General features: G+C 70.0%; 21 protein-coding genes, 1 tRNA gene and 1 pseudogene. 17 read left to right on the top strand and 6 right to left on the bottom strand.

Going from position 1 to position 22,051, the window contains the following annotated elements; translation table 11 throughout:
* The 6 genes and pseudogenes from ACFUJ1_RS18030 to ACFUJ1_RS18005 all read left to right on the top strand — a co-directional run.
* Positions 1–410, top strand: a pseudogene (locus ACFUJ1_RS18030) (DNA methylase); the annotation flags it as partial.
* Positions 407–571: a hypothetical protein gene (locus ACFUJ1_RS18025; protein WP_378646911.1), complete on the top strand. Its 165-nt coding sequence runs from the start codon at positions 407–409 to the stop codon at positions 569–571. The pseudogene ACFUJ1_RS18030 and the gene ACFUJ1_RS18025, both read left to right, overlap by 4 nt.
* Entirely contained in the window at positions 568–1,221 is a 654-nt protein-coding gene (locus tag ACFUJ1_RS18020) for a hypothetical protein (RefSeq protein WP_378646909.1), read from the top strand. Before ACFUJ1_RS18025 ends, ACFUJ1_RS18020 begins: the two co-directional genes overlap by 4 nt.
* Positions 1,218–2,918, top strand: a complete 1,701-nt coding sequence (locus ACFUJ1_RS18015; RefSeq protein WP_378646907.1) for a replication initiator — start codon at positions 1,218–1,220, stop codon at positions 2,916–2,918. The genes ACFUJ1_RS18020 and ACFUJ1_RS18015 overlap by 4 nt, the downstream gene beginning before the upstream one ends.
* A 15-nt stretch (positions 2,919–2,933) precedes the next feature.
* Positions 2,934–3,110, top strand: coding sequence for a helix-turn-helix domain-containing protein (locus tag ACFUJ1_RS18010; RefSeq protein WP_378646905.1), 177 nt, complete (start codon positions 2,934–2,936; stop codon positions 3,108–3,110).
* Complete coding sequence (locus ACFUJ1_RS18005; RefSeq protein ID WP_378646903.1) at positions 3,107–4,330, top strand: tyrosine-type recombinase/integrase; 1,224 nt, start codon at positions 3,107–3,109, stop codon at positions 4,328–4,330. The genes ACFUJ1_RS18010 and ACFUJ1_RS18005 overlap by 4 nt, the downstream gene beginning before the upstream one ends.
* A 12-nt stretch (positions 4,331–4,342) precedes the next feature.
* On the opposite strand, the gene ACFUJ1_RS18000 is transcribed toward ACFUJ1_RS18005, so the two are convergent.
* A tRNA-Ser gene (locus tag ACFUJ1_RS18000) sits at positions 4,343–4,430 on the bottom strand.
* Between the two features lie 29 nt (positions 4,431–4,459).
* Positions 4,460–5,635, bottom strand: coding sequence for an alpha-hydroxy-acid oxidizing protein (locus ACFUJ1_RS17995; RefSeq protein ID WP_378646901.1), 1,176 nt, complete (start codon positions 5,633–5,635; stop codon positions 4,460–4,462).
* A 103-nt stretch (positions 5,636–5,738) separates the two neighbouring features.
* Between ACFUJ1_RS17995 and ACFUJ1_RS17990 the strand changes: the two genes are divergently transcribed.
* Entirely contained in the window at positions 5,739–6,713 is a 975-nt protein-coding gene (locus ACFUJ1_RS17990) for an NAD(P)H-quinone oxidoreductase (protein WP_378646899.1), read from the top strand.
* Between the two features lies 1 nt (position 6,714).
* Here ACFUJ1_RS17990 and ACFUJ1_RS17985 read toward each other — a convergent pair whose 3' ends face one another.
* Entirely contained in the window at positions 6,715–7,917 is a 1,203-nt protein-coding gene (locus ACFUJ1_RS17985) for a cysteine desulfurase-like protein (protein ID WP_378646897.1), read from the bottom strand.
* Between the two features lie 229 nt (positions 7,918–8,146).
* Between ACFUJ1_RS17985 and ACFUJ1_RS17980 the strand changes: the two genes are divergently transcribed.
* From ACFUJ1_RS17980 to ACFUJ1_RS17950, 7 genes are all read left to right on the top strand, one after another.
* Positions 8,147–8,728: a bacterial proteasome activator family protein gene (locus tag ACFUJ1_RS17980; protein ID WP_378646895.1), complete on the top strand. Its 582-nt coding sequence runs from the start codon at positions 8,147–8,149 to the stop codon at positions 8,726–8,728.
* A 235-nt stretch (positions 8,729–8,963) separates the two neighbouring features.
* Positions 8,964–9,791, top strand: coding sequence for an ABC transporter permease (locus ACFUJ1_RS17975; RefSeq protein WP_378646930.1), 828 nt, complete (start codon positions 8,964–8,966; stop codon positions 9,789–9,791).
* 7 nt (positions 9,792–9,798) lie between these two features.
* Complete coding sequence (locus tag ACFUJ1_RS17970; RefSeq protein ID WP_378646893.1) at positions 9,799–10,626, top strand: ABC transporter ATP-binding protein; 828 nt, start codon at positions 9,799–9,801, stop codon at positions 10,624–10,626.
* A complete protein-coding gene (locus tag ACFUJ1_RS17965; protein WP_378646891.1) occupies positions 10,623–11,573 on the top strand; it encodes a glycosyltransferase in 951 nt (316 codons plus the stop codon). The genes ACFUJ1_RS17970 and ACFUJ1_RS17965 overlap by 4 nt, the downstream gene beginning before the upstream one ends.
* Positions 11,574–11,755: 182 nt before the next feature.
* On the top strand, positions 11,756–12,802 hold the full coding sequence (gene rsgA / locus ACFUJ1_RS17960) for a ribosome small subunit-dependent GTPase A (protein ID WP_378646889.1): 1,047 nt from the start codon (positions 11,756–11,758) through the stop codon (positions 12,800–12,802).
* 56 nt (positions 12,803–12,858) lie between these two features.
* Positions 12,859–13,620, top strand: coding sequence for a hypothetical protein (locus ACFUJ1_RS17955; protein WP_378646887.1), 762 nt, complete (start codon positions 12,859–12,861; stop codon positions 13,618–13,620).
* A gap of 118 nt (positions 13,621–13,738) precedes the next feature.
* The gene (locus tag ACFUJ1_RS17950) at positions 13,739–14,590 is read left to right on the top strand and encodes an SDR family oxidoreductase (RefSeq protein WP_378646885.1); all 852 of its coding nucleotides are present in this window, start codon (positions 13,739–13,741) and stop codon (positions 14,588–14,590) included.
* A 45-nt stretch (positions 14,591–14,635) separates the two neighbouring features.
* On the opposite strand, the gene ACFUJ1_RS17945 is transcribed toward ACFUJ1_RS17950, so the two are convergent.
* Positions 14,636–16,537, bottom strand: coding sequence for a glycosyltransferase (locus ACFUJ1_RS17945; protein ID WP_378646883.1), 1,902 nt, complete (start codon positions 16,535–16,537; stop codon positions 14,636–14,638).
* Positions 16,538–16,625: 88 nt separating this feature from the next.
* Entirely contained in the window at positions 16,626–17,168 is a 543-nt protein-coding gene (locus tag ACFUJ1_RS17940; protein ID WP_378646881.1) for a GtrA family protein, read from the bottom strand.
* Positions 17,169–17,266: 98 nt separating this feature from the next.
* Here ACFUJ1_RS17940 and ACFUJ1_RS17935 point away from each other — a divergent pair, with 98 nt between their 5' ends.
* Positions 17,267–18,217, top strand: coding sequence for a glycosyltransferase (locus ACFUJ1_RS17935; RefSeq protein ID WP_378646879.1), 951 nt, complete (start codon positions 17,267–17,269; stop codon positions 18,215–18,217).
* Complete coding sequence (locus ACFUJ1_RS17930) at positions 18,214–19,950, top strand: DUF2142 domain-containing protein (protein WP_378646877.1); 1,737 nt, start codon at positions 18,214–18,216, stop codon at positions 19,948–19,950. Before ACFUJ1_RS17935 ends, ACFUJ1_RS17930 begins: the two co-directional genes overlap by 4 nt.
* 1 nt (position 19,951) lies before the next feature.
* Here the strand turns inward: ACFUJ1_RS17930 and rfbB are convergent, their stop codons facing one another.
* Complete coding sequence (gene rfbB / locus ACFUJ1_RS17925) at positions 19,952–20,959, bottom strand: dTDP-glucose 4,6-dehydratase (RefSeq protein WP_378646875.1); 1,008 nt, start codon at positions 20,957–20,959, stop codon at positions 19,952–19,954.
* Positions 20,960–21,273: 314 nt separating this feature from the next.
* Between rfbB and ACFUJ1_RS17920 the strand changes: the two genes are divergently transcribed.
* Positions 21,274–21,984, top strand: a complete 711-nt coding sequence (locus tag ACFUJ1_RS17920) for a hypothetical protein (RefSeq protein WP_378646873.1) — start codon at positions 21,274–21,276, stop codon at positions 21,982–21,984.
* The last annotated feature ends 67 nt before the right edge of the window (positions 21,985–22,051 follow it).

The following is a 22,051-nucleotide window of genomic DNA, read 5'->3' as shown; positions in this document are numbered from 1 at the left end:
ACGCCACCCTTACCGCGCTGGCCGCCCAGCCGCGGCCGTGGATCGTGGAGAACGTCATGGGCGCGAGGATGCGCCGCGACGTCGTGCTCTGCGGCTCGATGTTCGGGCTTCGGACCTATCGCCACCGTCAGTTCGCCATCGACTCCCGGATCCCGCTGCTGCCGCCGGTGCCGTGGCATCCCCCGCATCGGGTCCGCACCAGCACCCGCGCCCGCAGGGAGGCGTTCGCCGCGGGCATGAACATCTCGGTCACCGGCGACGTCGGTACCTGGGTCGGCCCGGCCTGCATGGGCATCGACTGGATGACCGGAAACGAACTCTCCCAAGCGATCCCGCCCGCCTACACCCACCACCTCGGCACCTTCCTCCTCGACCACCTCACCGAACCCGGGACGGCGGTGGCCGCATGAGCGAGCAGCCCGAGCCCGCCAGCGGGGTGAACCCGATCGTCGCGAAAGCCGCCGCCGGGATCCGGAAACGGCGCCGCATGGTCGCCCCGATGCCCTCGTTCGCCCCGACCCCGGGACAGCTCGAACTGTTCCCCCTGCCCTCCGAAGGAGACCAGCCGTGAGCACCAGGACCACCACCACGACCGAGCACGACACCGACCCGTTCGACGCGATCCTCACCGGCGCCGGATACGCCCTGCTCTACACCGGCTACGCCGCCGCCCTGGCGATCAAATGGGCGATCCTGTTCCCGGCCATCTCCGCCCCGCTCGCCTTCGCCATCACCGCCGGGCTGGTGTTCGGGTGGCCGGTCGGGGTCGGGCTCGGGCTTGTGGCTGCCGCGGGGATCATGCTCTGGCGACACCGGAGTCCGGAGATGTTCGAGCGGTGGGTCACCGCCCGCGCCCGCACCCGGTTCCTGACCTGGTGGCGCTACACCCGCCGCTGGCGTCGCCTCCTCGCCGCCTGCAACCTGGTCGTCCACGAGGGTGAGCGGACCTTCTGCCCGCGGCTGCTCTCGGTCGCGGTCGGCGCCTCCACCGATGTGGTGCGGGTGCGGATGCTGGCCGGCCAATCCCCGGCCGACTTCGAGAACCGCGCCGAGCACCTGGCCCACGCCTTCGGCGCCGACGCTGCCCGCGTCACCATCACCGGTCCGGCCACCGTCGAACTCGCCCTCCGCTACGGCGACTCCCTCGCCGATGTCATCGCCCTGCCCGAGCACCGCCCTCTGCCCGGCGGGCTGGGCTCGACCGACAAGGACGCCGCATGACCGACACCGCCCCGGTGGTGAACGATGCTCCGCCGACGCCACCTTCCCGGGTGACGGCGGCGGATCGTCGTGCGCTCCCGAACCTCGACGCCATCGCCGAATCCGCCGCCGACAAGGAAGGCGTCTGCGCTCGTGTCCTCCCGATGCGCGCGGTCGAGGTGGACACCGGCCGGGTCTCCTACATCGGCGCCCCCTGCAAGTCGACCCTCGATTCGGTCTGCCCGGCGTGCGCGAAGGCAGCCCGCTACACGCGGATGATGCAGTGCAAGGAAGGCTGGTGCCTCGACGCCGAGCCGGAGGTGCCGACACCGGAAACGACTGCCGCACAGCATGATCTGCTCGCCGCCCGCGCGCACCTGTTCGGCGAGTACCAGAACGCCCGCACCGCCGGAGACGACGAACTCTGCGAATCGGTGACCGCGCTCGTGGCCGAGCTGGACCAGGAGTTGCGCGAACTCGGGGTGCGTGGCCCGTTCCCGCCGCTGGATGCCCGCCCCAAGCGCAAGGCCAAATCCACTCGGCGCCGCGACGACGTGCCCGACCTGCCGCGGCTCAAGGTCGCCAAGACCACCGTGGGCCGGGAGTATGGCGGCAAGTACCGGCCGTCCACGTTCTTCACCCTGACCCTGCCGTCCTACGGAGCGATCAACCGCACCCCTGGTGGTGCCGGGCAGATGGTCACCGACGGTTCTCCGCGTGATCCTGAGTCCTACGACTACACCCGGGCCGCTCGGGACATCGTGCACTTCAAGGCGCTCTGGGATCGGTGGGTGCAGAACCTCCGGCGCGCGGTGGGCTGGAACGTGCAGTACTTCGCCACCGTGGAGCCGCAGAAGCGCGGCGCCCCGCACATCCACGTTGCCCTGCGCGGCAGTGTGCCGAATGCGGTGCTCAAGCAGGTCACTGCGGCGACCTACCGCAACATCTGGTGGCCGCACCACGACCGCGAGGTCTACCGCGACGGGCACATGCCGGTCTGGGACTACCAGGCCGACACCTTCGTCGACCCGGACACCGGCGCCCCGCTCACCGCGTGGGAGGACGCGCTGGCGGTCATGGACACCGTGGATGAGCTGGAGCCGTCGCACACGATCCGGTTCGGGGAGCAGTCGAAGCCGGTGCAGATCCTCGCCGGGTCCGATGAGCAGGAGCGCAAGGTCCGCTACCTGACCAAGTACCTCACCAAGTCGGTGGGCGAGATTCTGTCCGCCGACAGCACGCGGGTGGCCGTGCACTACGACCGCCTGGAGGAGGAGCTGAAGCGCACCCCGTGCTCGCCGACCTGCGGGGTGTGGCTGCGCTTCGGCATCGTGCCCAAGGGCGCGAAGGCCAAGATGGTGCCCGGCCGGTGCAAGGGCAAGGCTCACCGCCGCGACACTCTCGGCCTGCCTGGTCAGCGGGTGCTGGCTTCCGGGCTGTGGACCGGAAAGACCGTGGTCGACCATAAGGCCGACCGTGCGGAGTTCATCCGCCAGACCCTCGCCGCGGTCGGCATCACCCGCCCCGAACGCCCCGAGCTGCGCATCAGCCTGGTCCGACCCGGCGATAAGGACGCTCCCCCGCGCTCGCACCTGATCATCGCCACGGTCTCCGAGCGGATCCGCCAGCGCGCCGAGTACGACGCCGCCCGCCTCGCACTCGCAGAGGGGCCACCCGGCCCACCCGACCCCGAATTCGCTCAGCAGTCCGCCGCATAGGAAGAGGTACCCGCCATGTCCAAGCTCCTGACCGAGCAGGAAGTCCGCAAGCTGATCCCGATCGGGCACAGCAAGTACTACGAACTCATCGGCACCGGTGCGCTGCGCTCGGTGAAGATCGGGCGCCGCCGCTTCGTCACCGAACAGGCCGTTGTCGACTACATCGCGGGCCTGGACCAGGCAGCGGCATGAGCAGACGGCAGCTGCCGCCGCAGATCACGAAGGTCACCCTGAAAGACGGGTCGACCCGCTACCAGGTGTTGACCGAGGCGGGGACGGACCCGAAAACGGGTAAGCGGCGGCAGACGAAGAAGCGGTACCGCACCGAGCAGGAGGCCAGGAAGGCTCTGGCCGAGGTGAGCGCGGCCGTGGCGAAGGGCGCCTATATCGCGCGGTCGGTGACGACGGTTGAGCAGGCGTGCGCGGAATGGCTTGCTGGCAAGCGTGTGGCTGCGAGTACGAAGGCTGCGTACCGTCATGCTCTCCAGCCGCTCCGGGATCGGCACGGCGAGCTTCCGGTTCAGCAGCTCACGAAGGCGCATCTGGACGACCTGGTGAGCGATTTGCAGGACGGCGAGTTCGTGTACGCGCATGGGCGCCCGTGCCGGACGTGGAACGCGCAGAGCTTGAATCCGATGCTCCGGCTGACGGGCAAGGTGCTGGCCTCGCAGATCGGCCAGGGACGGTTGGCGCGCAATGTCGCTGAGCTGGTGGACCGGGTGCCGGGGTCGCGGAAGGAGATGCAGACCTATACCGCGACCGAGGTCCGCAAGGTGCTCGCGTCGGCCGATCGGGCTCGCGCTGGGCACGCCTGGCATCTCGCACTGAGCGGCCTACGTCGGGGTGAGATCGGCGGATTGCGTTGGGCTGATGTCGATTTCGCTGCTGGCACGCTGACGATTGAGAACACTCGGATTCAGGTGGACGGCGAGGTGATCGAGAAGCCGACCAAGACCGAGAAGTCCAAGCGGACGCTGCCGCTCACCCCGGTGATCGTGGAGGCGCTCAAGCGGGCGCGGAAGGTCCAGGCCGCCGAGCGGCTTGCTCTGGGCATTGCCTACGGCGCGGGTGCGTACGTGGTGTGTGATGAGGCGGGTCACCCGGTGCATCCGGACCGGCTGTCGCGGGAGTGGAACCGCATCTGCGCCGCGGCGGGCGTCCGGCACATTCGGCTGCACGATGCCCGGCACACCTGCGGGACGCTGCTGCACCTTCAGAACGTCCCGATCGCGGTGGTGTCGGCCTGGTTGGGGCACTGCGATGCGGCGTTCACGATGCGCACCTACGTGCACAGCCAGCCCGATGCGTTGGCCGACGCGGCCCGGAGTTTGAACGCGGTTGTGACAAACCGTGACAAAACCGGAGGTACCCGGCCGATCCGGACCCGGCCGCGCCGGAAGACGACGGGATGACCAGCAAGTTCGTGGCGGAGACGGAGGGATTTGAACCCCCGGTCGCTCTCGCGACGCTCGCTTTCAAGGCGAGTGCATTCGGCCGCTCTGCCACGTCTCCAGTGCTGTCGATGGTAACGGACGAGCCGCTCAGCGGACGATGGAGAGCAGCGAGCGGTCGAGGCCGGTGACGCTCGCCGAGCCGGAAAGGCCGAGGGCGGAGTCGAAGTCGGCGAGCAGGACGCGGAGGGCGTGCCGGACGCCGTCGCGGCCTGCCAGGCCGAGTCCGTAGGCCCAGGGGCGGCCGTAAAGGACGGCCTTGGCGCCGAGGGCGAGGGCGATCAGCGCGTCGGAGCCGGTGCGGATGCCGGAGTCGAAGAGCACGTCGGCGCGGTCGCCGATGGAGGCGACGACGGCGGGGAGCGCGTCCAGGGCGGCGATGGCGCCGTCCACCTGGCGGCCGCCGTGGTTGCTGACGATCACCGCGTCGGCCCCGGCGTCGACCACCTGGCGGGCGTCGTCGGGGTGCAGCAGCCCCTTGACGGCGATCGGGAGGTCTGTCCATTCGCGCAGTTTGGCCAGGTCGGCGGGGCGCAGGGCGTGGTTGCCGAAGAGCCCGACCCAGGTGAGGATGGCCATCCGCAGCGCGTCTTCGGACTCCTCCGGCGGGGTGGCGAGCTTGGCGCGGAAGACCGGGTCGGAGAGGTAGTTGGCGATGCCCTTGCCGAGCAGGAAGGGCAGGTGCGCGTGCTCGAGGTCGCGCGGGCGCCAGCCGAGCGCGGGGGTGTCGGCGGTGACGATGACGGCCTTGGCGCCCGCGGCCTCGGCGCGGGTGACGAAGGAGCGGGCGAGTTCGTCGTCGGCGGGCCAGTAGAGCTGGTACCACCAGTCGCCCGCGGCGGCGCCGACCTCCTCGATGGTGCTGGAGGAGGCGGTGGAGAGCACCATGCCGAGCCCGAGCTCCTTCGTCGCCTCGGCGACAAGCACCTCGCCGCGTTCGCGCAGCAACTCCAGCACGCCGACGGGGGCGGTGAGCACCGGCGCGGCCAGCCGGGTGCCGAGCACCTCGACGGAGAGGTCGCGGGCGCCGGGGGCGGTGGTGCCGCGCAGCATCCGGGGCAGGATCCGGTAGTTGTCGAAGGCCGCCTCGTTGGCGGCGGCGGTGCGCTCGGCGGAGGCGCTGCCCGCGACGTAGGCGTACGCCTCCGGCGACAGTTCGCGCCGTGCACGCTCCGCCAGCCCGGCCGCCGTCATCGGCAGATCCGGGCGCAGCCCGCCGAGTCCGCCCAGGTAGATCTCGTTCTGGAAGTCGACGAAGCTGCTCACGCGGGGAACGCTAGTCCGTCGGCGTGCTTCGCGCAGCCCCCCGCGCGGATCGGCGAACGCGGGTCGGCGGCATGATCCGGCACCGAGCGGGCAGGATGGAGCCGTGCGCGCTGTGCGATTGACCGGATTCGGTGGCCCCGAGGTGCTGACCTGGGGCGAGACGCCCGACGTCACCCCCGCCAACGGTGAGGTGCTGATCGAGGTGGCGGCGGCCGGGGTGAACCGGGCCGACCTGCTGCAACGTCAGGGCAACTACCCGCCGCCGCCGGGGGCGAGCGAGACGCTCGGGCTGGAGTGCTCGGGGGTGATCGCGGAGCTCGGCGACGGCGTGCGGGACTGGTCGGTGGGCGACCGGGTCTGCGCGCTGCTCTCCGGCGGCGGCTACGCCGAGCGGGTCGCGGTGCCATCGGGCCAGCTGCTCCCGGTGCCTGCGGGGCTGGATCTGGCCGCCGCGGCGGGGTTGCCCGAGGTCGCGGCCACGGTGTACTCGAACCTGGTCAGCACCGCGGGGCTGCGCGCGGGGCAACTGCTGCTCGTGCACGGCGGCGGCAGCGGGATCGGTACGCACGCCATTCAGCTGGCGAAGCAGCTCGGGGCGCGGGTGGCGGTCACCGCGGGGTCGGCGGAGAAGCTCGCGCGCTGTGTCGAGCTGGGCGCCGATATCGCGATCGACTACAAGAACCAGGACTTCGTGGAGGTGCTGCGGGAGCACGGCGGCGCCGACGTCATCCTGGACAATATGGGCGCGGCCTACCTGCCCCGCAATATCGAGGCGCTGGCCCCGCACGGCCACCTGGTCGTGATCGGCATGCAGGGCGGCGTCAGGGCGGAGCTGAATCTCGGTGCGCTGCTGCGCAAGTGGGGCACCATCCACGCCACCAACCTGCGCGGCAGGCCCGCAACGGGGCCGGGCAGCAAGGCCGAGGTGATCGCGGGGGTGCGGGAGCGGGTCTGGCCGCTGGTGGCCGCGGGCGCGATCGTCCCGGTGATCCACGCCGAGGTGCGCGATCCGGCCGAGGCGCACCGGCTGCTCGACGGCTCGGACACCGTCGGCAAGGTGCTGCTGACCCTCGGCTAGCTCACTCCAGCGCGGAGAGCGCGCGGCCGAGCTGGTCGATCTCGAAGCGGGTGGTGTACGGGGCGAGCCCGACGGTCACCGCGCCGCCCTCGTCGTTCACGCCGAGCGCGTCGAGCAGCCTGCTGCCGCCGTGGATCCCGCTCACGGTGCCGATCCTGGCATCGGCCAGCTTGGCGGCGACCTTCTCCGCCTGCATCCCGGCGACGGTGAAGCTCACCGTGGGGATGCGGGTGGAGGCGCGGCCGATCACGGTGAGCCCGGTGATCCGATCCAGCACCTCCATCAGGTGCTCGAAGAGCTGATCGTGGTAGTCCTGCAGCGAGGTGATGGAGATTTCCAGCCGCTCGCGGCGGGTACCGCGGGCGCGCTCGTCCAGCCCGGCGAGGAAGTCGATCGAGGTGGTCAGCCCGGAGAGCAGCGCGTACGGGTGGCCGCCGACCTCGAGCCGCTCGGCGCCCTTGGCGTAGGGGTTGAGCGACATGGACGGGATCCGGTCCAGGAACGCGGGGTCGCGGAAGACCAGCGCGCCGACCTGCGGCCCGCCCCAGGACGGCGCGCTCAGCGCGACCACGTCGGCGTTCAACTCCTCGATGTCGATCAGCGCGTAGGGCGCGGCGCCGAAGGCATCGGCGACCAGCAGCCCGCCGACCTCGTGCACCCGGTCGGCGGCGACCCGCACCGACGGCGCCGAGCCGACGATCGGCGAGGCGGCGGTCAGCGCGACCAGCCGCGCGGTCGGGCCGATCAGCTCCTCGAACTGCCAGGCCGGCATCTCGCAGGTCTCGATCTCCACCTCGGCCCAGCGCACGTGCGCGCCGTAGCGGTTGGCGATGCGCAGCCAGGGCGCGACATTCGCCTCGTCGTCGAGGCGGGAGAGCACGATGCCGGTGCCGAGCCCGAGCCGCGAGCTGAGCGATTCGGCCAGCCAGGCGAGCAGCGCCGCGCGGTCGGGGCCGAGCACGACACCCGCCGGGTCGCCGCCGACCAGATCGGCCACCGCTACCCGAGCCGCCTCCAGAATTCCGGCGCTGCGCGCGGCCGCCGGATGCCTGCCGGTATGCGAGAAGGAAGACGTACGAAAACCGGTCGAGACCGCGCGCGACACCGAATCCGGCACCAGCATGCCGATCTGGGGATCGAGGTGAATCCAGCCGTCGCCCAGGGACGGAATGAGGCCCCGCACCCTCGCGACGTCGTAAGTCATGTCGGCCACTCTAGGGGCACCGACCGAGGCTGGGTAACCACGTTGCACCGCTCCCGTACCGAGGAGTAGGGCGACCTGGGAGTCAGCATGGCAATCGACTCGGCATGACAATCGACTTTCCGCAGGAATCCGTTGTTCGCGACCCGAACAGGATAGAACGCCGGGCCGTAACCGGAGGTGGGTACAGGTCAGGTGGTCACCTCGCCGGGCACACGACATGATGGAGCACATGACGCCATCGGACGAAACCCCGAATTCCGTCGTCGTGATCGGTCCGGACGGGCAGCCGCTGAGCATTCCCGTCGAGGCAGGCGCCCCCGGCGGCCAGGAATCCGACGACCAGGAGCAGAAGGAAGAGGCGGGCGAATCGCTCGCGGACATGGTCGAGCAGCCCGCCAAGGTGATGCGGATCGGCACCATGATCAAGCAGTTGCTGGAGGAGGTGCGCGCCGCCCCGCTGGACGATGCCAGCCGCAACCGGCTCAAGGAGATCCACAAGTCCTCGGTGCGCGAGCTCGAGCAGGGGCTCGCGCCCGAGCTGCGGGACGAGCTGGAGCGGCTGACGCTGCCCTTCACCGACGACACCGTTCCCACCGACGCCGAGCTGCGGATCGCGCAGGCGCAGCTGGTCGGCTGGCTGGAGGGGCTGTTCCACGGCATCCAGACCGCGCTCTTCGCCCAGCAGATGGCGGCGCGGGCGCAGCTGGAGCAGATGCGCCAGGGCGCGCTCCCGCCCGGCCTCGCGGTCGCCGACCCGCGCGGCGGCGGGCCGCACACCCAGGCCACCGGGGGTGCCGGTCAATATCTCTGAGAAACAGACCGATCAGCACCTGCCGGGGACGGGCGGCGATGCACCCGGCGGCATCCCGGCGGGCGGGCGCGCCGGGGTAAGGTCTGGCACCGTGCCCGCAGCTGCTGCTCGCCCCGACTCGGACCGGGAGAATACCGCCCCGACGGTGGATACCTCCGTGCCAGAGGACACCGTCGCGCAGGCGGAGAAGGATACTACCGCGCCCGCGCCGAACGACCTGCTCTCCGCACCGCCGATGAAGTCCGACTCCCAGACCTTCGCGCGCGCCTTCGGCGACTTCCGCACCGGCTTCTCGCAGCGCGAGCTCTGGCTCTCGCTCGGCTGGCAGGACATCAAGCAGCGCTACCGCCGCTCGGTGCTCGGCCCGTTCTGGATCACCATCGCCACCGGGCTGCAGGCGACGGCCATGGGCGTCCTCTACTCGATGCTGCTGGACCAGCCGCTGCGCGAGTTCCTGCCGTACGTGACGGTCGGGCTCATCGTCTGGAACGTGATCAACGCCAGCATCCTGGAGGGCGCCGACGTCTTCATCGCCAACGAGGGGCTGATCAAACAGCTGCCGTCGGCGCTGAGCGTGCACATCTACCGGATGGTCTGGCGGCAGCTGCTCTTCTTCGCCCACAACATGGTGATCTACCTGGTGATGCTGGTGGCGTTCGGCGTCTGGGAGGACGTGAGCTGGGCCAGCCTGCTCGCCATCCCCGCCATCCTGCTGCTCTTCCTGAACTGCATGTGGGTGTCGATCTTCTTCGGCATCTTCAGCACCAGGTACCGGGACATCGCACCGATCCTCGGCAGCACCACGCTCATGCTCTTCGTGCTGACCCCGGTCATGTGGACCACCTCCACGCTGGAGAACCAGATGGGGGCGGGCAGCGACCGGGCCAGGCTGGTCGAGCTGGTGCCCACCTTCCACTACCTGGAGATCGTGCGCGCGCCGCTGCTCGGGGAGCCGCAGGCGCTCCGGCACTGGGTGATCGTCGGGGTGATCACGCTGGTCGGCTGGGCGGTGGCGATCCTGGCGATGAAGCAGTTCCGTTCGCGCGTCCCGTACTGGGTATAGGAGCCCGATGACCGACCGTGTGAGTATCGAAACCCACCAGGCGTGGGTCGAGTTCCCGATCTTCGACGCCAAGTCGCGGTCGCTGAAGAAGGCGTTCCTCGGCAAGGCCGGCGGCGCGATCGGGCGCAACCAGTCCGACGTCGTCGTGGTCGAGGCGCTGCGCGACATCACGCTCTCGCTCAAGGAGGGCGACCGGATCGGGCTGGTCGGGCACAACGGCGCGGGCAAGTCCACGCTGCTGCGGCTGCTCTCCGGGATCTACGAGCCGTCCCGCGGCAGCGCCCGGATCCGCGGCCGGGTTGCCCCGGTCTTCGACCTCGGCGTCGGCATGGACCCGGAGATCTCCGGCTACGAGAACATCGTCATCCGCGGCCTCTTCCTCGGCCAGACGCGCAAGCAGATGATGGCGAAGATCGACGAGATCGCCGATTTCACCGAGCTCGGCGAATACCTCTCCATGCCGCTGCGCACCTATTCCACCGGTATGCGGGTGCGGCTCGCCATGGGCGTGGTGACCTCCATCGACCCGGAGATCCTGCTGCTCGACGAGGGCATCGGCGCGGTGGACGCGGAATTCATGAAGAAGGCGCGCAAGCGACTGCAGGAATTGGTGTCGCGCTCCGGAATTCTGGTGTTCGCGAGCCATTCCAACGAATTCCTCGCGCAGCTATGCGATTCGGCGCTGTGGATCGACCACGGGCGTATCCGGCAGCACGGGGGAATCGAGGAAGTGGTGCGGGCTTACGAAGGCCCCGACGCGGGGAATCACGTGGCGCAGGTGCTGCGCGAACTGAACGCCGATGGCGGCAAGGAACTGGAGCCCAACCAGGCATGAGTGAGTCACCGGGAGACGTCGAGGAGTTCGAGGAGTTCGTGCCGCCGGGCACGGGGCCCGACAAGCGGATCATCGCGGTGGTGGTGACGCACAAGCGGCGGGAACTGCTGGCCGAGTCGCTGAAGGCGGTCGGCTCGCAGTCCAGGCCGGTCGACCACCTGATCGTGGTGGACAACGGCAACGAGGACGAGGTCGCCGAGCTGGTCGCGCAGCAGCCGATCGAGGCGACCTACCTGGGCTCGCGGCACAACCTCGGCGGCGCGGGCGGCTTCGCGCTCGGCATCCTGCACGCGCTCACGCTCGGCGCCGACTGGGTGTGGCTGGCCGACGACGACGGCAGGCCCGAGGGCCCTGCGGTCCTCTCCACCCTGCTGACCTGCGCGGACAAACACGGCCTCGCCGAGGTCTCGCCGGTGGTCTGCGATATCGACGACCCGGACCGGCTGGCCTTCCCGCTGCGCCGCGGCGTGGTGTGGCGGCGGCTGCGCTCGGAGCTCGGCGACGACGACTTCCTGCCCGGCATCGCCTCGCTCTTCAACGGCGCGCTCGTCTCGGCCCAGGCGGTCGACCTGATCGGCGTGCCGGACCTGCGGCTCTTCGTGCGCGGCGACGAGGTGGAGGTGCACCGCAGGCTGGTCCGCTCCGGGCTGCCCTTCGGCACCTGCCTGCAGACGGCGTACCTGCACCCGAACGGCGCGGAGGAGTTCAAGCCGATCCTGGGCGGGCGGATGCACACCCAGTACCCGGACGACCCGGTGAAGCGGTACTTCACCTACCGCAACCGCGGCTACCTCATGTCCCAGCCGGGCATGCGGAAGCTGCTCCCGCAGGAGTGGCTCCGCTTCTCCTGGTTCTTCCTGGTGACGCGGCGGGACCCGGCGGGGTTGAAGGAGTGGTTCCGGCTGCGCTCGCTCGGGCGCAACGAGCAGTTCGGCAAGCCGGATTAATTCGGTTGCGCCCGCGGCGGCGGGCTGCGAGGGTAGGCGGCAACCGAACGAGCGAGGAATGGAGGTGTGCACTGTGACCACGGCCTTTGTCGTCGTGGCCGGGTACGGCCACGTGCGCACCTCACTCATTCTTCGCTGAGTCCGGGTCGGGCTCGGCGCCCACTCGAAGGACTTCCCTCACCATGGTCGATTACGACCTGTTGATTCCCTATGGCTGGAACACCACCGGTTACACCGTGCCCGACGGCACCGTGCCCGGCCGGGTGATCCGGACCGATCGCGGCGAATGCGATGTCGCGACACCCGCCGGGCTCGCCAGGGCCACCCTGCCCCGAGCCGATTCCGAGATCTCCGGGCTCTGCACCGGCGACTGGGTGCTGCTCGAAGCCTCCACCGGACTGCTGCCGCTCGCGGTGACCGCGCTGCTTCCCCGGCGCGGGGCGATCAACCGCTCGTCGGCGTCCGGGCGCTCCGCGGGGCAGGTGCTCGCGGCCAATGTGGACACCGTGCTGATCTGCGTGCCCGCCGACGGCGACGTCGACCTCGGGCGGATCGAGCGGCTGCTCGCGCTGGCCTGGGAGAGCGGTGCGCAGCCCGTCGTGGTGCTCACCAAAGCCGATGCGGCGGATGATGTTCCGCTCGAACCCGTGCGCGCGGTCGCGCCCGGCGCGACGGTGCTCGCGGTGAGCGCTACCAGCGGGGCCGGGCTGGAGGTGCTCACCGCCGTGCTGGACGGCACCGTCGTGCTGCTCGGGCCGTCCGGGGCGGGCAAATCCACGCTGGCCAACGCGCTGCTCGGCGAAGAGGCGTTCGCGACCGGGGCGGTGCGGTCGAGCGACGGCAAGGGCAGGCACACGACCGTGCACCGGGAGCTGCGGCCGCTGCCGCACGGGGGCACGCTGATCGACACCCCCGGGCTGCGCGGAATCGGGTTGTTCGACGCCGCCGACGGGCTGGAGAAGACCTTCAGCGATGTCGAGAACCTCGCGCGCGCATGCCGGTTCGGCGACTGCGGGCACGAGAGCGAGCCCGGTTGCGCGGTGCGGGCGGCGCTCGACTCCGGTGAGCTGACCGAACGCAGGCTGGCGAGCTATCGGAAGCTGCTGCGGGAGAACGCCTACATGGCGGCGCGGACGGACAAGCGGCTCGCGGCCGAGCGGGAGCGGGCCTGGAAGGACGTGCACAAGCAGCAGCGGCGGATGTATCGGCAGCGAGGCTCCGGAAAGTAAGGCTCGTTTCGGCGCTGTAGGGTCGGCTCGCACATTCGGTCCATCAGGAGGCTCACATGGCTCAGCCCGGGGGGTACCCACCATCCGGTCCCGTCCCACCGCCGTTCGGTTCGCCGGGTGGGGCGCCCGCCCCCGGTCAGGGGTGGGCGCCCGCCGGGCAGCAGAGTTCGCCCGGGATTCCGCAAGCGGGCTGGGCTCCGGCGGGCCGGCAGAGTTCGCCGGGCTATCCCCAGCAAGGCGGCCCTGCCGCCGGGCAGCAGAGTTCCCCTGGCGTTCCCCGAGCGGGCTGGGCTCCGGCGGGCCAGCAGAGCGCGCCGGGGCATCAGCAGCAGGGCGGGTACCCGGGGGCGCAGCAGGGGGGTTACCCCGGTGGGCCGCCGGGATACCCCGCTACGCAGGCACTTCCGCAGCAGTCCCTGCCGCAACCGGACCCGCCGGGGCTGACGGTCGACGCTTCGTACTCCCCGTTCGCGTTCCTGCTCGCCATCACCAAGCCGAAGATCCAGGTGAACGGCCACCAGGTGCCGGTGACCAGGTGGGGCCCGAACCACATCCCGGTCGGCCCCGGCCAGCACCACGTGCGGGTGAGCACACCGTGGCTGTTCGACATGGGCCCGGCGACGGCATCGGTCCCGGTGCAGCCGGGCCAGGGCACCCGGGTGTACTACAAGGCCCCGGTGGTGATCCTGCTGAACGGCGCGATCGGCCCGGTCCCGCAGAAGGCCCCCGGCCTGCTCTTCCTCTACATCACGTGGGGCTTCGTCGCGCTCATCTTCCTGCTCAACCTGATCGTTCTGGTCGGAGTCGCGAGCGCCTGAGCCCGTGACCAGGGCGTCCGCCGACGGCGGGCGCCCTTTCTCCGCACCCCCTATGCAACTGATTGCATAACCGCGCTACCCTGGTCCAGGCACATCCCGCCCACGACAGGAGCAGTCGATGACGGATCAGGCTTCCAAGCCCCTCGCGAACAGGACGGTCATCATGTCCGGCGGCAGCCGCGGCATCGGGCTGGAGATCGCGAAGCGGGCCGCCGCCGACGGCGCGAACATCACCCTCATCGCCAAGACCGACAAGCCGCACCCCAAACTGCCGGGCACCATCCACACCGCCGCGGCGGAGCTCGAGGAGGCGGGCGGCACGGTGCTCCCGTTCGTCGGCGATGTGCGCGAGGACGAGCAGGTCGCCGCGGCGGTGCGGCAGACCGTCGAGCGCTTCGGCGGCATCGACATCGTGGTCAACAACGCCTCCGCCATCGACCTCTCGCCCACCGAGGCGATCTCGATGAAGAAGTACGACCTGATGCAGGACATCAACTGCCGCGGCAGCTTCCTGCTCTCGAAACTGAGCATCGCCGCGCTGCGCGAATCCGCGGCCGCCGGGCGCAACCCGCACATCCTGACGCTCTCGCCCCCGCTGAACCTCGACCCCAGGTGGGCGGGCGGCTCGCTCGGCTACACCATCGCCAAGTACGGCATGTCGCTCACCACGCTCGGCCTCGCCGAGGAGCTGAAGGACGCGGGCATCGCGGTGAACTCGCTGTGGCCGCGCACCACGATCGCGACCGCGGCGGTGCGCAACCTGCTCGGCGGCGAGGAGATGGTCGCCACCTCGCGCACCCCCGACATCTACGCCGACGCCGCGTACCTGGTGCTGACCTCGCCGGCGAAGGAGACCACCGGCAACTTCTTCCTGGACGACGAGGTGCTCGCCGCGCACGGCATCACCGATCTGGAGAAGTACCGGGTGGTGCCCGGCGACGGCCCGCTCACCACGGACCTGTTCCTCTGACCGGTCGCACGGGGTGCCCCTCGGCGGGAGCACCCCGTGCGGGAATCACGGCCGGATGCCGTAGAGCCTTTCCCAGTTCTCCCGGCTGGTGAGCTCCGGCGCGGCGGCCCGGTACTGCTCCTGCAGCGCGGGCAGCTCGCGGCGCAGCCTGCGCAGCACCTTGAGCGCGCGGATCAGCAGGGCGCGGGCACGGGCCTTGTCGCGCTGCCGGATGCGCACCCCGGACTGCGAGGCATCGGTCACCACGACGTGGTCGAAGAGCGAGACGTGCCACCAGTACGCGTCCTCGCGGGTGATCCCGACCAGGCCGGGGCGGGTGCGCCCGGTCCACTGGCCGATCGCCCGCTTGATCAGCACAAGCAGCGCCCGGCTCGGCTCGCCGGACGCACGCTGGACGGCGATGTGCGTCGACGGCACCGGCGGGGTCGCGGCCGGGTGCTTGATCGTCTCCGGGTAGTCGGCGCGCTGGCCGCGGGCCTGGGCCAGCGCCTCGATTCCGCCGTCCCGCAGGGTCTTCGGGCCGCGCAGGAAGTCCTCGATGCCCTGCAGGGTGGTGTGCACCAGGCCGTACTGCATGGCGACCAGGTGCTCGGCGATATTGCGGAAGAGTTGCTTGCTGATCTTCCTACCGTCGAGATCGGTGTGCAGCGCGCCGACGATGAGCGAGTTGCGGGTGCTGAAGTAGCGCGCCCAGTCGTCGTAGTCCTTCCAGTAGAAGTCGGCGTGCCAGACCGCGGCGTTCGGCAGGGTCACGGTGACGAAACCGTGCTCCCGCGCGCGCACGCCGTACTCCACGTCGTCCCACTGGAAGAACATCGGCAGCGGCAGCCCGATCTTCGCGACCACCTCGGCCGGGATCAAACAGGTCCACCAGGCGTTGTAGCCCGCGTCGACCCGGCGCTCCTGGTTCTTCTTCAGCATGCTGGTGTTGCGCAGCGCCTTGGACACCTTCTGCCCGTGCATGAGCCGGTCCAGGTGCACCTCCTCGGCCCCGACGTTCAGGTAGTCCGGGTTGAGCAGGAAGAGCATCTGCGCGCCGACCAGCGTCGGCTCCACCGTGAGGTTGGCGAAGGCGTTGAGCCGCAGCACCGTCTCCGGCTCGCAGAGGATGTCGTCGTCCATCAGGATGACGTCGGCGTGCTCGTTCACCGCGGAGACCTCGTACAGGCCGCGGGTGAAGCCGCCCGCCCCGCCCAGGTTGGGCTGGCGGATGTAGCGCAGCTTCTCGCCGAGCACCGGCTGCACCTCGCGGTACCGCGGCCGCTCCTCGACCAGGTCGGTGCCCTGGTCGACCACGTACACCGCGTCGATCGCGGCGAGCACCGCCGGGTCGGAGGCGAGCGCGGCGACCGTCTCGGCGCAGTCGGCGGCGCGGTTGAAGGTGCAGATGGCGATGGCGACCGGGCGCATCCGCTCCGGGGCGGCGGCCGACCAGGTGAGCTCGGTGATGCCGAGCGCGCCACCGACGGCGTCCGCCTCGACCCAGAGCGCGCCGCCGTCGACGTACTGGTCCAGCGTGGCGCCCAGCGTCACCGGGCCGCTCGCGGCGACCTCGATGGAGTCGACGATCCGGCGGTGCCCGGCGATGTCGGAGGCCACCAGCCGCAGCCGCGCACCCGCCGCGACGTCCAGCACCAGCGTGACCTGCACCTCGGTGACCGTGGTCCAGCGCTGCCAGTAGGCCGCCGCGAACCGGCCGAAGTAGGTGTTGGTGTGTACCGTCGCGCCCTTGTCCAGCTGCAGCGAGAGGCGGTCGCGCTGGGCGCGCCCCCTGGTGACGACGGCGTACAGCTCGTCGCTGATCTTCGCCGATGGCCCGGTGAAGATCCCCCGCTGCAGCACCAGGCGGTCCGGAGCCCGGTGATCGGAGCGCAGCGCGGTGGGCGCCGCCTCGGCGACAGCTCGGTCGTTCGTTTCGGTAACGGCCTGCGTAGCCGACTGATCCATGAAGTCCTCGAAATTCAGTGTCGTGCCGACGGGACGGGCTGTGCATCCACCTTCGTCCCTGGATACCTTCGCGGCGGGCCCGAGGATATCAACGCGGCGAACCGGGCGCTTGCCCAGCACGGTCGCCGAGCGCGTCGTCGATGTCGTGCTCCAGGTCGGCCCGCGGACCGGTGAAGACGAAGGTGTCGTAGGCCCAGTAGCGGAAGAGCACCGCGACGATCTGGCCGATCAGGGTGCCGGAGATATTGTCCGCGAGCGGCGAGGAGAGATCCAGCACATAGCGGGAGAAGGCCAGGCAGCCGAGCTGCAGCCCGATCGCGATGACGTTGAAGAACGCGTAGAGCAGGTACTCCCGCGCCGCGCTCCCGCCCTGCTTGTGCGCGAACGTCCACCACTTGTTGCCGAAGTAGGTGACCACCGTCGCCACCACGATCGCGATGATCTTCGCGGGCAGCGGCGCGTGGTGGAGCACGCCCTCGCCGCCCCAGAACACCAGCAGGTTGTACGTCCCGGCGTCCACCGCGAAGCCGATCAGCCCGACAACGAGGAAGGCGCTACCCTGCCGCAGCGCGGTCAGCAGGCGGCGGCTCAGCGGTGCGGGAACGGTTTCGGCGGACTCGCGGGACGACACGCTCGCCGACGGTACACCGGGCACGCGGCAGCCGCGCCCGGCCCTGTACCCTCCCCGTGTTCCCTGTTCGAACCCACCGAGATCGAGGATTGACCCGGGTGGACTCCTCCGAGCTTCGCATTGCCGCCGTGGTCCCGTGCCACAACGAAGAGGCTTCGGTCGCCAAGGTCGTCGCCGACCTGCAGGCCGCCGTGCCCGGGATCGTGGTCTACGTCTACGACAACCTGAGTACCGACGCGACCTCCGAGCGCGCGCGGGAAGCGGGTGCGATCGTGCGCAGGGAGAACGTCAAGGGCAAGGGCAATGTGGTGCGCCGCGCCTTCGCCGACATCGAGGCCGACGTCTACCTCATGATCGACGGCGACGACACCTACGACGCGTCGGCCGCACCGCTCATGATCAAGACGCTGCTCGACGGGCCCTACGACCACGTGCTCGGGGTGCGCCGCCAGGACGAGTCGGGGAACGCGTACCGGGCCGGGCACGAGACCGGCAACAAGGTGCTGAACGGCGTGGTCGGCAAGGTGTTCGGGGAGAACGTCGAGGACATGCTCAGCGGGTACCGGGTCTTCTCCCGGCGCTTCGTGAAGAGCTTCCCCGCGGTCTCCCGCGAGTTCGAGATCGAGACCGAGCTGACGGTGCACTCGCTGCACCTGCGGGTGCCGCGCACGGCGGTGCCGGTCGGGTTCCGGGATCGCCCGGCGGGCAGCGAGTCCAAGCTGCGCACGTACCACGACGGGTTCAAGATCCTGAAGCTGATCGCCGGGCTGGCGCGGCACGAGCGGCCGGTCGCCTTCTACGGGCTCTTCGGCACCCTGGCCTGGCTGATCGCGCTGGTGCTCACCATCCCGATAGCGATCACCTACTACGACATCGGCGAGGTGCCGCGCTTCCCCACCCTCTTCCTCGCCTTCACCCTGCTGCTGCTCGGCAGCCTGGCCTGGACCGCCGGCCTCATCCTGGACGGCATCCGCCGCTCCCGCCACGAAGCCGCACGCCTCGTCTACCTGCGCTACAGCGCCGTCACCGACGACGGACCCCGCCGGTGACGGCGTCGGCCACCGGCACCCAGCCCTCCCCCTCCGGCGACGAGCCGGACCCGGCCGAACCCGCGGACTCGAAAGTCGAGCCCCGCCCGGCCCAGCCCACCGCGACCGAACCCACCGCGACCGAGCCCGCCGACGCCGAGCCCACCGACGCCGAACTCACCGCGACCGAGCCGGGCGACGCCGAGCCCGCCCACGCCGAGCCAGGCGTAACGCCGAACTCCACCGGTCCCTCCGGGGCCAAACAGGTCGAGCGGCCGAAGGCCGGGCGAGATGCGAACGCGGGCGCCGCGAACCGCTTCTTCCACAAGCTGGGCCCGGCGACAACGGCGTTCCTGATCCTCGCCGGACTGTTCGGCGCGATCTTCGCCGTAATAACCCCACCCTTCTGGGGCCACGACGAAATCACCCAGTTCGGAAGGGCCTACCAGGTAGCCCACGGCGGCCTCCTCCCCCAGGAGATCGAGGACACCCGAGGCATCGCCTACGGCGGCGACGTCCCGAAATCCATCACCGACCTGATGGGCTACGCCCTCACCGACTACACCACCAACGGCGACGAACAGAACCCGATGGCCGCCGACCCGTCCGCCTACGACCGCTACAAGTCCGCCCCGGTCTCAGCGGAAATGGACGAGGTCTGGTTCACCAACACCGCGGCGTACTCCCCCATCCCGTACCTCCCGAACGCCATCGCACTCCGCGCGGCCGAGGCACTCGACCTGAACGTAGGCGCGACCACCCTGGTCACCAGACTCGCGGGCTTGGCCGCCTACCTGGCGATCGCCGGCTTCGCCCTGTGGTCCCTGCGCGCCCACCGCATCCAGTGGCTCGCCTTCACCGTCGCGGTGCTCCCGATCGCGATCTTCCAGGCGGGCACCGTCACCGCCGACACCCTGACCAACGCGCTCGCCTTCCTGATCTCCGCACTCCTGGTCAAGGCGCTCTTCCTCGGCGACGGCCTGCGCCGCCCGGAGACCGCGGCACTCCTGGCCGCCACCCTTGCGCTGCCGCTCTGCAAACCCGCCTACATCCTGCTCGCCCTGCTCATCGTGGTGATCCCCGGCGACCGGCTCGGCTTCCGCGGCGTCTGGCGGTTCACCCATTGGGCCTTCGCCGCAGCGGGCGGCCTGCTCTTCGCCGTCTGGATGAAGGTGGCCGCCCCGACCGGCGACGGTATGAGCCTCATGCGCCCGGAGGCCCAGTGGGGCACCGTCCGCCCGGACGACCAGCTGAAGGGCATCCTCACCGACCCGATCACCTTCGTCGAGGTGTTCGGCGAGAGCATCTCGCGCCGGGACCAGCGCTGGTTCACCCAGTTCTTCGGCGAGCTCGGCTTCGCCTACATCGACGTGCCCGCGCTCTCCATCCTGGCCTGCCTGCTCGCCTTCGTGATCGGCATCGGCATCGGCGACCGGCTGCGCCCGGAGGCGGCGACCTTCCGCCGCACCCTCATCGTGGCGCTGGTGCTGCTCGCCAATGTGGCGATGATCTACGTGACGCTCTACATGTCGTTCACGCCGGTGGACTACTTCATCATCGACGGTGTGCAGGGCAGGTATTTCGTCCCGCTCGCGGTGCTCACCTTCGCGGTGCTGCTGCGCTGGCTGCCCTGGCGGCTGGCGCTGCCGGACGGCACCGCGCCGGGCCGGGGCGCCGCGCTGACCATCGTCGGCGCCACCGCCGTCGCGCTGATCGCGGCAGCGGTCAAGTACCACGTGCTGGTCTGGGGCTGAATTACAGCGGGAGCACCCGCTCGCCCGCTTTCCGGTAGGCGTCCTCGGTGTGCTCCTTGTACGGCCGCCACCACGCCTCGTTCTCCCGATACCAGCGCACGGTCGCGGCCAGCCCGTCGCGGAAATTCTCGTAGCGCGGGGTCCAGCCGAGTTCGGTGCGCAGCCGGGTCGCGTCGATGGCGTAGCGCTGGTCGTGGCCCGGCCGGTCGGTCACATGGTCGAAATCGTCCGGGGAGCGGCCGAATTCCGCGAGCAGCATTCGGATGACGGTCAGGTTGTCGGTTTCCCCGTCCGCCCCGATCAGATAGCTCCGGCCCGCCTCGCCGCGTTCCAGGACGGCCCAGACCGCGTGGTTGTGGTCGTCGACGTGAATCCAATCCCGGACCTGGTGCCCGGCGCCGTACAAACGCGGCCGCTGCCCGTCGATGAGATTCGTGATCTGCCGCGGGATGAACTTCTCCACGTGCTGATAGGGGCCGTAGTTGTTACTGCAGTTCGACAGCGTCGCGCGCACGCCGAAAGAGCGCGCCCAGGCTCGGACGAGCAGGTCGCTCGATGCCTTTGTCGCGGAGTACGGGCTGGACGGGTTGTACGGCGTCAGCTCGGAGAACGGCGGATCCTCCGAGGTCAGGTCACCGAACACCTCGTCGGTGGAGACGTGGTGGAAACGCACGCCGTGCCTGCGCACCGCCTGCAGCAGCGCGAAAGTTCCCACGATGTTCGTCTGCACGAACGGCCACGGGTCGGCCAGTGAATTGTCGTTGTGCGATTCCGCGGCGAAGTGCACCACCGCGTCGGTCTCCGCGGTCAGTTCGTCGACCAGCGCGGTGTCGGCGATATCGCCCTTCACGAATTCGATTCGGGCGGCGACCGAATCCAGCGATTCCTGATTGCCCGCGTAGGTGAGCGCGTCGAGCACCGTCACCCGGACGTCGGGGCGGTCGGCCACGGTCTGCCGGACGAAGTTCGCACCGATGAACCCGGCTCCGCCGGTGACGAGCAAGCGCATTCCGCGACTCTACCGCCGGGGCGGGGCCGTCCCGGAATCCCGGCCCCCGTCGAAAAGTCCGATTTGCCGCGCCAATCATTCTGCGGGACAGGTGATCTGCATCACAATCCGACCGGAAAGAACGATGTCGCAGGGTTTTAATCACGCCGAAACACCAGTTCAGCGTCTTGATTTCGGAGAACCCACGGACCACCAGGTCTGCTCGGTGAACGGAATTTGAACACCCGGTCACAGCGCATTCACCACGCGTTAGCTGACCTGGCCTTCGATCAGCGGGTCCCCTCCATCCGACCGCTCGATGAGGTTCACAACACATGTTCATCAAGAAATTCGCCGCGACGTCGGCTCTGCTGATCGCCGCGATCGGCGTCACCGCGGGCACCGTGAACGCGGCGCCTGCGGAAGCCCCGGCCGACGCGGTGAACTTCACCGCGCACGCCACCGAGACCGCCACCTTCATCTCCACCGACTCCGGCAAGCTGGTCGCCGAGGACGGCGTCTTCAAGGTCGTCGGCGCCGATGGCACCGTGCTGGCAGGCACCCCGCTGAGCTTCCGGCTCGACGAGTTCGAGTTCCCGATCGCGGCCGAGATCTCCGGCAACGACGCGACCCTGACCCCGCAGCTCGACCTGGAGAAGGCCGTCTACAAGCCGGTCGCGCTGCCCTACGAGGACAAGGCGCCCTGGAAGAACGAGTACGACCGCGAGCTCGCGGCGTTCAACCGGCTGAAGGACACCATCTCCGTCGGCGCCACCGTCGGCACCCTGGTCGGCGGCCTCTCCGGCGGCGCGCTCGGCTGCGTGCTCGGCGGCATCGCAGGCGCCACCGTCGCCTCCGCGACCATCGTCGGCCTCTTCGGCCCGTTCATCCCGGCCGCCGCCATCGGCTGCATCGGCGGCATCCTCGCCATCGGCGCGCTCGGCACCCTGGTCGGCCAGATCCTGATCACCGCCCCGGTGGCGATCGGTGCGGCCATCCAGTACTGGAGCACCCTGAACCAGCCGTTCGCCGCCCCGGCCAAGTAGTTCCGGCGCTCGAACAGCGGAACCCCGCTCGGACCAGGTCCGGGCGGGGTTCCGTCGTTTCAGGTGA

Origin of the sequence: Nocardia sp. NPDC057227, assembly GCF_042669725.1 — a bacterium.
Classification (GTDB): Bacteria; Actinomycetota; Actinomycetes; order Mycobacteriales; family Mycobacteriaceae; genus Nocardia; species Nocardia asteroides_A.
This window is presented reverse-complemented; position numbering and strand designations above follow the sequence as displayed.